This window comes from Actinoplanes sp. NPDC004185, from assembly GCF_053603475.1.
On sequence record NZ_JBSGFR010000044.1, the window covers coordinates 22,770 to 36,054 of the forward strand.

At 72.9% G+C, this 13,285-nt stretch carries 11 protein-coding genes; 1 reads left to right on the top strand and 10 read right to left on the bottom strand.

The genetic code is table 11. The annotated features are described in order from the left end of the window. Nucleotides 1-63 precede the first annotated feature (63 nt). Both ACWEOZ_RS34380 and ACWEOZ_RS34385 read right to left on the bottom strand, forming a co-directional pair. Nucleotides 64-978: a glycosyltransferase family 2 protein gene (locus tag ACWEOZ_RS34380; protein WP_451914844.1), complete on the bottom strand. Its 915-nt coding sequence runs from the start codon at nucleotides 976-978 to the stop codon at nucleotides 64-66. Beyond that, nucleotides 978-1,928: a sulfotransferase gene (locus ACWEOZ_RS34385; RefSeq protein WP_451914845.1), complete on the bottom strand. Its 951-nt coding sequence runs from the start codon at nucleotides 1,926-1,928 to the stop codon at nucleotides 978-980. Before ACWEOZ_RS34385 ends, ACWEOZ_RS34380 begins: the two co-directional genes overlap by 1 nt. Before the next feature lie 62 nt (nucleotides 1,929-1,990). Between ACWEOZ_RS34385 and ACWEOZ_RS34390 the strand changes: the two genes are divergently transcribed. After that, nucleotides 1,991-2,773: a WecB/TagA/CpsF family glycosyltransferase gene (locus ACWEOZ_RS34390; protein WP_451914846.1), complete on the top strand. Its 783-nt coding sequence runs from the start codon at nucleotides 1,991-1,993 to the stop codon at nucleotides 2,771-2,773. Nucleotides 2,774-2,827: 54 nt separating this feature from the next. Here the strand turns inward: ACWEOZ_RS34390 and ACWEOZ_RS34395 are convergent, their stop codons facing one another. From ACWEOZ_RS34395 to cysC, 8 genes are all read right to left on the bottom strand, one after another. After that, the gene (locus tag ACWEOZ_RS34395; protein WP_451914847.1) at nucleotides 2,828-3,826 is read right to left on the bottom strand and encodes a glycosyl hydrolase; all 999 of its coding nucleotides are present in this window, start codon (nucleotides 3,824-3,826) and stop codon (nucleotides 2,828-2,830) included. An 8-nt stretch (nucleotides 3,827-3,834) separates the two neighbouring features. Then, a complete protein-coding gene (locus tag ACWEOZ_RS34400) occupies nucleotides 3,835-4,563 on the bottom strand; it encodes a methyltransferase domain-containing protein (protein ID WP_451914848.1) in 729 nt (242 codons plus the stop codon). Then, on the bottom strand, nucleotides 4,560-6,179 hold the full coding sequence (locus tag ACWEOZ_RS34405) for a lipopolysaccharide biosynthesis protein (RefSeq protein WP_451914849.1): 1,620 nt from the start codon (nucleotides 6,177-6,179) through the stop codon (nucleotides 4,560-4,562). Before ACWEOZ_RS34405 ends, ACWEOZ_RS34400 begins: the two co-directional genes overlap by 4 nt. After that, nucleotides 6,176-7,054 carry a sulfotransferase family protein gene (locus ACWEOZ_RS34410; RefSeq protein WP_451914850.1) on the bottom strand — a complete coding sequence of 293 codons (879 nt, stop codon included), beginning with the start codon at nucleotides 7,052-7,054 and terminating at the stop codon, nucleotides 6,176-6,178. The genes ACWEOZ_RS34405 and ACWEOZ_RS34410 overlap by 4 nt, the downstream gene beginning before the upstream one ends. A 34-nt stretch (nucleotides 7,055-7,088) precedes the next feature. Continuing rightward, nucleotides 7,089-8,318 carry a hypothetical protein gene (locus tag ACWEOZ_RS34415; protein ID WP_451914851.1) on the bottom strand — a complete coding sequence of 410 codons (1,230 nt, stop codon included), beginning with the start codon at nucleotides 8,316-8,318 and terminating at the stop codon, nucleotides 7,089-7,091. Next, nucleotides 8,305-9,720, bottom strand: coding sequence for an O-antigen ligase family protein (locus tag ACWEOZ_RS34420; RefSeq protein ID WP_451914852.1), 1,416 nt, complete (start codon nucleotides 9,718-9,720; stop codon nucleotides 8,305-8,307). Before ACWEOZ_RS34420 ends, ACWEOZ_RS34415 begins: the two co-directional genes overlap by 14 nt. Then, a complete protein-coding gene (locus ACWEOZ_RS34425; RefSeq protein ID WP_451914853.1) occupies nucleotides 9,717-11,531 on the bottom strand; it encodes a Wzz/FepE/Etk N-terminal domain-containing protein in 1,815 nt (604 codons plus the stop codon). Before ACWEOZ_RS34425 ends, ACWEOZ_RS34420 begins: the two co-directional genes overlap by 4 nt. A 129-nt stretch (nucleotides 11,532-11,660) precedes the next feature. Next, a complete protein-coding gene (gene cysC / locus ACWEOZ_RS34430) occupies nucleotides 11,661-13,184 on the bottom strand; it encodes an adenylyl-sulfate kinase (protein WP_451914854.1) in 1,524 nt (507 codons plus the stop codon). Nucleotides 13,185-13,285 lie beyond the last annotated feature (101 nt).

Here is a 13,285-nt window from a genome sequence, read left to right on the forward strand (position 1 = left end):
CCGCACGAATTCGAACACGTGCGAACACTACCCGCTGAGCGGGTGTGCGCAAAAGGTGGTGTGTCAGATACCTCGGCCCCGCTTGTGCAGCGCCGACAGCACGTTCTCCACCTTCACCGCGCCGGTCATGGCCGCGAGGGCGATCGCCGTCCGCGGCTCCTTCCAGTTGGCCCGGACCGCCTCCTTGCTGAACTGCCACGCCTGGCTCCGGTTGCCCGTCGCGGCCGACCAGCACGCGAGCTGACCGTAGACGCGGGCCGCCCCGGGGCCGCAGCCGCTGATCTCCGGGTGCCGTTGCATCATCCAGCGCAGCGACGAGATCTTGGTCGCGTACTCGTAGGCGTAGTGCGAGGTGCGGCCCCACAGGACCCGGACCAGCGGCTCGTCCAGGTGCACGATCGGCGCGCGGCGGGCCGCCCGCAGCAGCATGTCCCAGTCCTCGTTCTGACTGCCCGGTGCGTCCTCGGCGACCAGCCCGATGGCCGACTCGGCCAGCGCCTCCCGGCGGATCAGGAACGACGACGAGTGCAGCATCGCCATCCGGGACCGGGCCAGCTCGTCGACCGTCACCCGGCTGCGCCCGGCCAGCCGCGGGGTGGTCCGGCCCTCGTACTCGACCTCGATCGCGCAGGTCGCCATCTCCGAGTCCGGCTCGGCCACCAGGGCGGCCACCTGGCGGCGCAGCTTGTCCGGCGCCCACTGGTCGTCGTCGTCGCAGAAGGCCACGTACTCGCTGTCCAGGGCCAGGATGCCGGTGTTGCGCGCGCCGGCCAGCCCGGAGGTGCGCCAGTTCGTCAGCACCAGCACCTGAACGCCGTCGGTGGAGGCGAGCAGGTAGTCGGGCTCGGTCTGGTCGTAGACCACCACGATCTTCAGCTCGCCCGGGTAACGCTGCTCGCGTACCCCGGCGATGGCCTTGCGGAGCAGCTCGGGACGGTTGCGGGTGGGGATCACGACACCGACGGACGGCCAGTTCATCACGCCTCCTGGGGCACTTCTGCGGGGTTGAGCGGGTAGCCGTACGCGCGCAGCATCGGGGCGCACACCGCGCCGACCAGCCGGCGCTGGCCGCTGGGCAGTGCGCGTACCCAGGCGTCGTCGCGGCGCAGCGGCAGCCGGCCGACGCTGAAGCGCATCGGGTTGCCGGCCGCGCTGTGGCCGACCCGCAGGTCGGCGTAGCCGTCGCCGAGGAAGCCGAGGTCGGCGTCGGTGACCGGGACGCCGGCGTACCCGGCGAGTTCGCGCAGCGCGGCCCGCGGGTCGGTGAGGAACTGCTCGTAGCGGATCCGGCGGACCGGCACGCCGCGGCGCGAGAGCAGCCCGAAGGCCGCGTTGTGCGCGTTCCACAGCAGGGCCGAACGGCCGGGGGAGTAGCGCGTCATCTCCTGGCTGCCGTCCGTCTCCGGCCGGGCGACGGTCTTGGTCCACGAGTACGCGACCCCGCGCGCGTCCCGCACCACGTGCACGACCCGCAGATCGACGTCGTCGGCCCAGCGCAGCACGTGCGCCAGGGCGCTGTGCTTGGAGGAGTCGACGACCACCTGGGCCCCGGAGACGGCCGCGGCCGCCGAGTAGACCCGGGCGTAGAAGCTCGCGTACTCGCGGACGTCGGCGCGCTGGGCCGGCGGCAACTGGGCGCCGGCCAGGCGGGGGATGTGCCGGGTGCGCTCGACGACGTCCCGCAGCGCGTGCACCCGCTCGACGTCCACATTGCCCCAGTGGCCGAAGGCGCGTTCGCCGACGCGCTTCCAGAACGTGCAGGCCGAGAAGCGGGCGCCGCAGCCGCACCGCTCGTCGTCGCGGATGTCGCGCTGCCAGAGGTGGACGATCTCGCCCAGCGAGCACACGGAGGGCAGCTCGCCGAGGAGGCGCTCGACGAGCGTCGTTCCGCTTCGTCCTAATCCACCCAAATAAAGAACCCGTGCCACTTTGGCCCACCTTCGCTCGTTTCGCTCCTATAACGAGCGAACAAGGGTGAAGGAGGCGTCACATGACAATCGAGGCATTCGACCGGGTGCATCTGGACGGCACGGGATTCGACCGGATCACCGAGGAGGAGGTGGTGGCCGTCGTCCGCGAGGCCATCGACGCGGGCCGGGGCGGCCGGATCCTGACCCCGAACGTCGATATCCTGCGCCAGGCCCAGGCGGACAGCGAGGTCCGTGGTTACCTCGACGACGCCGACCTGGTGGTCGCCGACGGCATGCCCCTGGTCTGGGCCAGCAAGCTCAGCGGCACCCCGCTGCCGGAGCGGGTCGCGGGCAGCAGCCTGATCTGGTCGCTGTCGCGCGGCCTGGCCCACGACCACCGATCGATCTTCGTCATCGGCGGCACACCGGCGGCCGACGGGACCAAGGACGGTGCCACCCGGGCCGCCGACCGCCTGGCGCGTGAGTGCCCGGGGCTGCGGATCGCCGGGACGATGTGCCCGCCGTACGGCTTCGAGCGCGACGAGGAGTCCTTCGCCGACCTGTGCCGCAAGGTGGCCGGGGCGGAACCCGACCTGGTCTTCGTCGGGCTGGGCTTCCCGAAGCAGGAGGGCGTGATCAACCGGTTGCGGGCCGAGCTGCCGAGGGCCTGGTTCATCGGCTGCGGTGCGGCAGTCAACTTCGTGGCCGGCGACGTCGAGCGGGCGCCGCGCTGGATGCAGAAGACCGGCCTGGAGTGGGCCCACCGCCTGGGGACGGACCCGGGGCGGCTGGCCGGGCGCTACCTCAAGCACGATGCCCCGTACGCGATGCGGCTGCTGGCCGGCGCGGCCGCACGCCGATGACCCGGACACACCCGCGGCCGCCGGGCGGGTGGGCGCCCGGCGGCCGCGGGCGGCCTATTCGGGATTGAAGTAAGGGTCCCGGGTCAGCCGGGCGAACTGCCGGAACGCGGGTTTGTCCCCGCCCAGCTGGAACTGCTGCTTCGGCCCGTTGCCCTTCGGGTCGGACTCGAAGTAGACGACGGCCTTGATCTGCTTGTTGGCCTTGAAGGTGCGCTCGGCGTCGGCCAGCCAGGCCGCCCGGCCGGCCGAGCCCCATGCCTTGGCCACCCCGAACTCACCGATGATGATCGGTTTGGGCCGTTGCGCCGCCCACTGCAGAAACGGGCCCATGAGCTGCCCGATCGGCTGGAACAGGTTCCCCGCGTAGACGTCCACGCAGGTCCAGTCCACCTGGTCGTCGCCCGGGTAGAAGGCCGGCGCGTCGCCGCGGATGAAGCCCTCCGCGGTGGGGCACCACACCCACGACACGTTCTTGACCCGCTGCTCGGCGAAGATCTGCCGGATGTGCTTGTACGCGGCGATGTAGTCCTCCCCGGACCACATCGTGGCCCGCAGGTTGGGCCGGTCCATCTCCCACCGGATCCGCAGCAGCACCGGCTTCTTGACCTTGCGGATCGCCTTGGCCTGCCGGCGGATCAGCCGGTCGTGCTCGCCGGCCAGGATCGAGCGGTTGTCCCCGGTGGCCCAGCTGACCATCAGCGTGGCGCCGGTGTCCAGGAACTCGCGGTCGGACGCGGTGCCGACCATCTGGTCGAAGCGCCGGTACGTGTTGACGATGTCGAGCGGGCGCCCGAGGTCCTCCTCGAGCCCGTCGACGGCCTCGACCCGGCCGGCATGGGTCAGGGCGTCCGGCTTGATCCAGGCGCCCAGGTACGCACCGGTCTCCGGCGCCTCGAACGGCCCGGACTCGAACGGGCCCGGGTTCACGGCCACGGCCACCGGCGCACTGGTCAGGTCGGGGGACGGCGTGGGCTCGGGCTCGGCCCGCCGGTGCGAGGTGCAGCCGGCGAGCACGAGGACGAGCAGGCCCAGCAGGGCGAGAACACGGCGCATGACAGTGGCTACTTCTTCCGCCGGGCGGTGTAGAGCACGTTGACCGCGAAGCTGTCGGTGCCCGGCAGCTTGCGGGCCGCCGCGTCGGCGGCACGGGCCAGCAGCTTGTGGTCCAGCGACTCGGTCAGCATCGAGAAGCCGCGCCGTTCGATCACCTCGAAGCCGTGCCGGTCGAGCAGTTCACCGACCTCCTCGTGGGACAGCTCGGCGAACCAGCGCTCACCCGAGTGCCGCCGGGCCCGCAGGTGCCGCAGCGATCCGGCGTTGCCGTGGTTCTCCACCACCAGCAGCCCGGAGGCCGCGTCCGGCAGCGCCTTGGCGGCGAACGCGATGGCCCGGTCGCGGACGTCGGCGTGCACGTTGAGCAGCAGCCGGAACATCGTCACGATCGCCGGGTGCCCGGCCCGCACCGGCTCCGGCACCGGGCCGTCCATCGGCACCTGGTGCCAGTGGGCCTGCGAACCCACCTCGGCGGCCTTGGCCATCATCTCGGCGGACGTGTCGTAGCCGTGCGCCTCGCGGACCAGGCCGTGCAGCGTACGGATGGCGCGCCCGGTGCCACAGGCGAAGTCGTGCTGCACCGGCGCGGTGTCGAACTCCCGGGCGACGAGCTTGCGCAGGTACGCCTGCTGCCGCTCGTTGATCCGCGACGCGTAGCTGTCCGGTGCGTACGTGATGTGCTCGTACTTGTCGACGGCTTCGGCGTCCTGGAACACCTTGGTGTATTCGGTGGTCAACCGGTCCTCCTCTGGGTGAGCTTGCGGGGCTTGAAGGCGTTGAGGCCGAGACGTCCGCGCAGCAGCCATGCGCCCGCGGCGAAGGCGGGCACAGCCAGCGCGACAGCCAGCGACATGCCCGCCGGGCCGGCGCCCGCCACGACGGTCACGAGCCGGGGCAGGACGCCGAAACAGGCGACGGAGAGCCCGGCGGCGGCCAGCGTCCCGGGGCCGAACGGGTGCAGCCGGGCGGCCCGGCCCACCTGGATCAGCGGCAGCACGTTGTTGGCGACCATCGCGCAGGCCAGTCCGATCGCGGCGCCGAGAGCGCCGTACCGGGGGATCAGCAGCACGTCCAGGCCGACGGTCACGCCCAGCGCGACCAGGACGTTGATCAGGTTCCAGGAGGTGCGCCCGGCCATCGCCAGCACCATGTCGACCATGCCGCAACCGGTGGCGACCAGCATCGCGCAGCCCAGCACGACCACCACGTCGGCGCCGCTGCGGTAGCCGCCGCCGAACAGTCCGAGGTAGACCGGCGCGAACAGGATCACCAGAAAGGTGATCGGCCAGGTGACGAGCACCAGCCAGCCGGTGGCCGTCTGGTAGAGGTGGTTGGCGGTGTCCCGGTCGCCGACCGCGAGGGCTTCGGCCAGCCGCGGCTGCACCGACTGGGAGATGCCCTGGTTGGCGAACTGGATGAGCACCACGAACCGGCCGGCGACCGCGTAGATCGCGGCCGGGGCCAGCCCGCCGAGGGCGGCCACCAGCAGCACGTCGACGCGCTGCAGGGCCAGCTGGGCGACGCTGGCCAGGGCCCGCGGCCCGGTGAACCGCCAGAAGTCGCGACGCAGCTGCCGGCGGTCGCGGCGGCGGGTGCGCGGGCCGTCGGGCCGGGCGGCCAGGTACGTGCGCCGCAACGCGACCGCCGCCAGGACCACCACCGGCAGGTACGGCACTGCCCACGCGAACGCGAACGCGGGCAACGTCGCCGTGCCCCACAGCGTCGCCACCCCGACCGCGCCGACGCACAGCAACTGCAGCGTGCTGCGCAGGACGCGGTCCAGGGTGACGGTCGGCCGCATGGCCTTGTAGCCGCGGGTGGCGGTGAGCAGCGCGTCGGTGAGCGCCTGCAGCGGCAGGAAGACGGCCAGCACCCGCAGGGCCGTGGTGTGCCCGGCCATGACGTGCGGCGAGTCCTCAGCGGTGAGGTGCGCGATCGCCGGGGCGCCGAACCACATCGCGACCGCCAGCGCCAGTGCGAGCACGACCACCGGGGTCAGTGCGGTCCGCAGGCAGGCGCCGAGCAGGTGGTCGCGGCCGGTGGCGCGCAGCCGGGCCGGCCAGTAGACCAGGCCGGTCTGCGTGCCCAGCTTGGCCAGCCCGCCGGTCAGCACGAAGGCCGCCGTGGCGGCGAAGAACGCGCCGGCCTGCTCGGCGCCGAGGCTGCGGGCGACGATCCAGGTGACGACGACGCCGGTGCCGCCGGCCAGCGCCGAGCCGACCATGTTGGCCAGCCCGCCGCGGGCCACGCCTCTGGTGCCGCTGCGGTCCGGCGCCGCTACCTGCGTGACAGTCACGCTGAGCTGGCCGGGCATGCCCTTCTGGCCCTCGCTGCGCTCGGTGCAGTCGGTCATACCGAACGCCAGATGGGCACCCGGCCCAGCCACGTGATCAGGGCGTCGTCGTGCGGCGCGAAGTGCTCGGTCAGGTCCTGGCGCAGCGCGGGGTCCATGTCGGACTGCCGCGGCCGGGCGTTGTGCCGTTCGAACGGCGGGTGGCCGAGGTCGGTCGGCAGCCCCAGGAACCGGCAGACCTCGTCGTAGGTCTGCTCGGGCTCGGCGAAGAACCGCTCGCTCTCCACCACGTGGATGCGTTCCCGGCCGACGTGCTGGGCCATCACGCTCAGGTAGCGGGCGTACTCGCCGCGGGCCCGGTAGGCGTGGTGCTGGTGGCCGAAGGAGTAGTAGGTCGGGTCGGTCGCCAGTTTGTGCTCCTGGCGGTGCAGCCGGGCGGCTTCCAGGGCGAGCGCGTTGCCGAAGTCGCGTTCCGGCTCGAAGCCCCGGGCGACCTCGTGGTGGTGCTGCGAATAGGCCCGCTCGACCGGGTCCCGGACCAGCACCACGAGCTTGGCCCCGGGCAGGTCCGCGGCGATCCGGGCGGCCGCCTGCGGGTGGTACATGTAGTACGGGCTCGACTCGAACGTCTGGGCGTCCACGCCGTAGCGGGTGCGGATCTTCTCGGCGCTGCGCTGCATCGGGAAGTGCCCCTTGTACCAGCCCATGCCCCGGTCGTAGGACACGTCGAAGTAGTGCACGCCCTTGTGCAGCACCGCCTTGAGCACCGCCGGGTGCGCGGCGAGCGCGCGGTAGAGCGAGGTCGTGCCGCAGCGCTGGCCGCCGCAGATCAGGAACGACGGGGTCATCCGGGCGGGGGCGGTGAGCCGGCCGTACGAGCGTGAGCCCAGGTGCACGACCCGCTTGACAGGTGTCGGAACTTTGGAGACGTCCATGGCTACTGCGGCCTTCCGATGGTGTGGTGGCGGGTCACAGCTCTTCGACCCGGCGGATCAGAACCGGCAGCAGCCAGGTGCCGAGCACACCCAGCCGGGCGCCGGCCTCGGCCTGCCGGTCGGCGAGGTACCGCGCGGCCAGGTCGATCAGGTAGAGCAGGGCGGTCAGCTCCCGGACGTCGTCGGCCACCCCGAACGGCGCGAGCAGCTCCCCGGCCCGGCGCACGGTCGCCTCGACCGCGGCGGCGGCGTCGCCGGTGGACTGGATCCGCCGCTGCAACTCGTGGTGCACGGCGTCGAAGCCGACCGGCACCCCGGTGGCGAACCGTTCCCAGTCCCAGACCAGCAGCGCGTCGGCGAGGTTGGCCATGTTCCACGGGGCCCAGTCGCCGTGCCAGGCGCCGTACCGCAGGGTGTGCTGCCCGGCGTGGGTGGCCAGCAGCTCGGCGGCCGAGGTCAGCGCGACCCCCTCGGGCCGGTCGCCGAGCGCCGCCAGCCGCCCGCGCAGCTCGGCCCAGTACGCGCTGCCGACCAGCGTGCCGCTGTGATAGCCGCAGCAGCCGGCGATGTCGAGCATGGCGGCGACCAGCCGGCGCTGAGTCAGCGGCGCCCGGGGCAGCCAGACCGGCAGCGCCGACTGGATCAGCACCTGCAGGCCGCGCCACTGCCCGGCGTGCAGCACGGTCGGCACGGACAGCTTGGTCAGCCCGACGGTGCCGAGCGCGGTCAGCGCCGAGGTCTCGGCCTTGACCAGCCGCTGGGTGAGCGGGCCGGTGCCGAGCTTGCCGAAGCCGAAGGTCTCGCCGTCGGGGCTGATGAGCTGCAGCACCGGCTTGCGGTTGGCCCGGGCCGGTCCGATGTGGATGCTGACCGACAGCTCACGCCCCAGGGCCTGGCGCAGGTGCCCGTCGATGCTCTCCGCGGCCGGGCCGGTGACCTTGATCCGGTCGCGCAGCAGGACCCCGGAGGCGCCGGTGCGCAGGGCCGCCACCACGGCGTCCCGCTTGAGGCGGGCACTGCGGGACTGCGGTTCGGCGTAACGGCGTACCGCGGCGGCGGCGACCCGGCGCGAGGTGTTCGGCACCAGCAGCCGGGGCCGGCGCGCGTCCGGCACGACCAGATATTCGGTGATCGGCTCGCCGGGGCCGCCGGTGGTGTCGCACGGTGCCGGGTAGAGCAGCTCCAGCACCTCCGCGAGGTACTGCGTGCGCAGTGCCGAGTCGCCCGCTGTCAGCGCGGCGGGTGCGGTCTTAACGGGACTCATGGGCTGGCCCTCCGGATCTGTTCGCCTCTTGTTCGTTGCGCCAGAGCAGCGCGTACGCCAGGAACATGAAGACCAGGGGGGTGGCGAGCGAGTTGTACCAGAGCATCGCCGAGAAGGAGCTGACGATGGCGGCGCTGCCGGCGATCCCGATCGGGGTCCGGTCACGCCGGAAGCGCCACAGCCCGTAGCCGAAGAAGGCCAGGTAGGCGATGGTGCCGGCGGCGCCGTGGGCGTACATCAGCTGCCAGAACTGGCCGTTGCCGCCGACGGTGAAGTTGCCGCAGCGCTCACACTCGGAACTCTCGCCGACGGTGATCGAGTTGCGGCCGCCGATCGTGTTGCGGGTCGAGCCGTAGCCGATCACCGGGGACTCGGCGAAACCGTCGACCGCGCGCTCGATCAGGAACGAACGCACCCCGTTGGACTTGCCGTTGTCGAGGCGCGCGTTGACCGTGTCGCCGAGCGGGGTGGCGACCAGGGCGAGGACCAGGCCGGCCGCGGCGAGCAGGACCGCCGCGATGACCCACAGCCGGCCCATGAGCACGTACCGGAGAGCGACGTAGAGCACGACCACGCCGATGCCGATCCACAGGCCGCGGTTGAGCGAGACGACCGCCGGGACGATCGAGACGCCCAGGCAGAGCACCGCCAGCAGCTTGACGCCGCCGCGCCGCGCAGCCCCGGCCGCGACCACCAGCCAGACCATCAGCAGGCAGAAGTTGTTGCCCCAGGTGTTGGTGTAACCCCACGGCGCGGCCGGGCGGGGCTTCTCCCCGCCGACCAGGTCCATGATCTGCGCGGCGTACGGGTGCACCATCGACTGCACGAAACCCTTGTTGCGCAGGCCCGGGGGCAGCAGCAGCTCGACCGGCGAGGTGAACTCGAAACGCCCGGCCACCATGCCGAGCAGTCCGCCGAGCACGGTGACGACGAAGAGCCAGCCGAGCAGCTTGACCAGGCGCCGGCGGGAGAGCTCGTGCTCGGTGAGGTTGCCCGCGTACACCAGCAGGACGGTCAGGGACGCGTACAGGGACAGCCGGTAGACGACCGCGATCAGGCGGCCGCTCGCCGGCTCGGCCACCGTCCCGCTCGGATCGGCGCCCAGCGCCGCGATGCTCACCACGACCGCCGCCAGGAACAGCAGCCACCAGGCGAAGCCGGGCGGCAGCAGCACCGGCCGGCCGGCGGCCCGCCGGCGCAGCAGCAGCACCAGCATCGGCACCGCCATCAGCGGGAAGATCAGCACGCCCAGGCCGAGCGCCCACCACAGCGGATAGAACGCCAGCATGCTCGCCAGCGGCCAGGCCGGCAGGGCGGTCGTCCGCTTCCCCGGGGCGCTGTGCGCGGGCCCGGCGGCCCGGGTGCTGGTGGTGCCAGGGCCGCCCGGGACGACCAGCGTCACTTCTCGTCCGGCTGCTCGCCGGTCTTCTCGGCCGTCTTGGTCTGGGCTGTCTTGGTCTGGGTGCCCGCCGAGCCCAGGTCGATGATCGCGGTGACCTCGTCGAGCTCGCTCGGGCGCGGGCGGACCGGGCCGCCCGGCGGGGGACCGGCCGGCACCCGCCGCATCGGCTGGGTGCGCTCGGCGTCCAGCACCGCGGTCTCGTCCGGGCGCGGCTCCGGTCGTTCCTCGCTCTGCTGCTGCTCAGGCCGCTGCGCGGGCCGCGGTTCGGGCCGGCGCTCAGCCGGCAGGGTGACCACCGGCAGGTTCTGCTCGTCGGCCCGCATCGCGTTCAGCCGGGGCAGCACCACGGCGCCCAGCAGCGGCGTGCCGACCCGGCTGAGCTGCTCGGCCGCGTCCAGCAGGGCCGGGCGCTTGGCCCGGCGCAGCTCGACGGCGAGGATGGCCGCGTCGGCCAGGCTGGCCAGGCTCTGCGCGTCGGCGCTGCTGCTGGTCGACGGCGCCTCGATGACCACGTACCCGGTCTGCCGGCGCAGGGCCTCCAGCGTGTCGCGCAGCCGCTGGGACTGCATCAGCCCGGCCGCGGTCGCCGCGCCGCCGGTCGTGATGACCCGCAGCGACGGGATGCGCGGGGTCCGCTGCATCGCCTTGTGCAGGCCGATCCGGCCGGCCAGCAGGTCGGACAGGCCCGGCATCGGCGCGACGCCGAGCATCCGGGCCAGCGGGGCCGCGTCCACGACGCTGTCCGGCAGGTGCGCGCCGATCAGCACGACATCACTTCCGGTACGCGCCAGCGCGGCCGCCAGGTTCGCCGCCACCAGCGTGGTCGCGGAGCCCCGGCTGGCCCCGGTCACCACGATGATCTGGTCCCCGCTGTTCAGGCTGGCCAGGATCTCGTTGCGCAGCCGGTTGAAGACCCGGCCGCCCGGCCCGTACGGCTGCAGCACGTCGTCGAAGTGCGGGGTGGTCCGCTCGTCCAATGCCGCCAGCACCGGGATCCGCCCCCGGTCGCGCACGTCGGCCGCACTGCGCAGGCGCCGGTCGAAGCGTTCCCGGATGAAGGCCAGCGCCAGCCCGGCCAGCAGGCCGACCATCCCGCCGGTGGCGATGTTGAGCATCGCGTTCGGGCTGATCGGCGACTCCGGTACGCGGGCGTCGCTGATGATGCTGCCGGCGCTGACGGTGGCGGTGGTCAGCTCGTTGAGCCGGCCGGTGATGCTGTTGAGCTGGTTCTGCGAGTTGTTCCGCAGACTCTCCAGGTTGCCGCGCTCGAAGCTGCCGTTCGGCGCCTTGGCCAGCCGGTTGTTGATGCTGGTCAGGTTGGTGGTGAGCTGCTTGGCCTTGAGGTTGAGGGTCTTGATCTTCTGGTCCAGCTCGGCCCGGGCGGTCTCCTCCCGGTTACGCAGGTACGCCTCGGCGAACGCGTGCGACCCGGCCTGCGCGGCCTCCGGCTTGTCCGCCTGGAAGCGGATCACCAGCACGGTGGTGTTGGCCGGCACCTCGACGGAGACGTCGTGGGCCAGCTCGATCGGCGGGACCGGGGTGCGCAGCAGGGCCACGGCCTTGACCGCGACCGCGCCCGAGACCACCAGCTGGGCCTCGGTGTCCAGGTTGATCGAGCCCTTGGTCCGGCCGCCGGCGGCGTTGGTGTCGCCGGACACGGGCAGCACCAGCACCGAGGCCGATGACTGATAGACCTTGGGCACGACCTGGGTGACCAGGGCGCCGAGCCCGAGCCCGGCCCCCGCGGCGACGAGCACGACCCACCAGTGCCGGCGGAAGACGCCCAGGTAATGCGAGAGGTCGGCGGACACCGGGCGCGGATCTTCCATCGGTTCGGCGGCCCTTTCGGGGTGTGGAGTGAGTTGACGGCAATGGGCGTTTCGCCCCCGTAGGGGGTAAACGGCCCGTGCGCCGATGCGTAACTACTCCGCCGCCACCGGTTACTTCATGTTCGGTTCCACCCAGCCGCTCTCCACCAGGTACGCCAGCACCACGTCGATGGCCTCGACCACGGTCATGTCCGTGGTGTCCAGCGTCAGCTCGGCGTCCGCCGGCACCTCGTACGGGTCGTCGACGCCGGTCAGCCCGCGCAGCTGGCCGGCCCGGGCGCGGGCGTACAGGCCCTTGCGGTCGCGGCGCTCGCAGACCTCCAGCGGGGTCGCCACGTGCACCAGCACGAACCCGGCCCCGGCCTCGGTGGCCATCGCGCGCACGGCGGCCCGGGCGTCGGCGTACGGGGCGATCGGGCAGGCGATCGACATGCCGCGGTGCCGGGCCACCTCGGCCGCCACCCAGCCGATCCGCCGGACGTTGCGGTCGCGGTCGGCCCGGCTGAACCCGAGTCCGGCCGAGAGCTCGCGGCGCACCACGTCGCCGTCGAGGAAGGTGATCGTGCGCTCGCCGCTCTCCCGCAGCGAGTCGGCCAGACCGCGGGCGATCGTCGACTTGCCGGAGCCGGAGAAACCGGTGAAGAAGACGACCAGGCCGCGGTGCCGGCGCGGCGGGCGGACCCGGGCCAGCTCCTTGGCCACGGCCGGCGGGGTGTGCCACTCGGGCAGCGGGAAGCCGCGGTCGAGCAGGTCCTCCACCTCGGCCGGGGTCATCGCCAGGCGGCGGTTGCGGGGCGGGATGTCGTCGCGCCAGCGCCACTGACCGTCGCGGTTGTCGTAGGCGAGCTCGCGGGGGACCAGCACCCGCAGGCCGCCGCCGGAGAGCATGTCGCCGGTGGACAGGACGTGGGTGACGCCGTACGCCGTCGCCACCCGGGCCCGCAGCAGCGCGTCGCGCATCTCGTCGTTGCGCGGCATCAGCGGCACCGCGACGATCGTGGCCGGCGGCATCCGGTCGCGGGCCGCGAAGATCGCCCGGACCAGCGCCTCCGGCGGCAGCCCGTCCGGGCCGGGGCCGGTGACCGGGATGATGATCAGCAGGTGGGCCGCGAGGGTGCGGGCGGCGTGCGCGATCTGGGCCAGCTGCGGGCGGTGCAGCGGCCGGTCCGCGATGACCCCGAGGACCCGGCCCGGTGGGAGCAGGGCCTTCACTTCCTCCGGGGTACGCCGCAGCCGCTGGAACGGCCCGTGCCCGCCGTCGCCCATCCGGCGCACCGTGCCGCCGATCGCGTACATCTGCTCGGTGGTCGGCCAGGCGTCGCTGACCTCGATCGCGGCCACCGGCGCGCCCTCGGGGTCGGTGAGCACCACCGTGCGGCGCAGCGGATCGTCGAGGTCCAGGGCCGCGCCCATCTCGGCGGGGATCTCACAGGTGACCCCGACCGGCCACGGGGTCCCGTCGGCGAGCCGGCCGCGGCGGCGCAGGGCCGTGAGGTCGGCCCGCCCGAGGAAACCGGTCAGCGGCGCGTACGCCCCGGAGAGCAGCAACTCCAGGTCGGCGAGTTCGTGTGCGCGCGGCGTGTACGAAGGCGCGTCACGCAGCACGTCCTCGGGCAGCACAGAACCGTCGTTCACCTAAGACTCCCCTTGCAGCGGCTTGAGGGACAGTTTCGCAGCCGCACTCCTTGCGGTCGAGCGGGGTCGGCACTCTGTCTGATCCGGACCGGCGCCGCGCG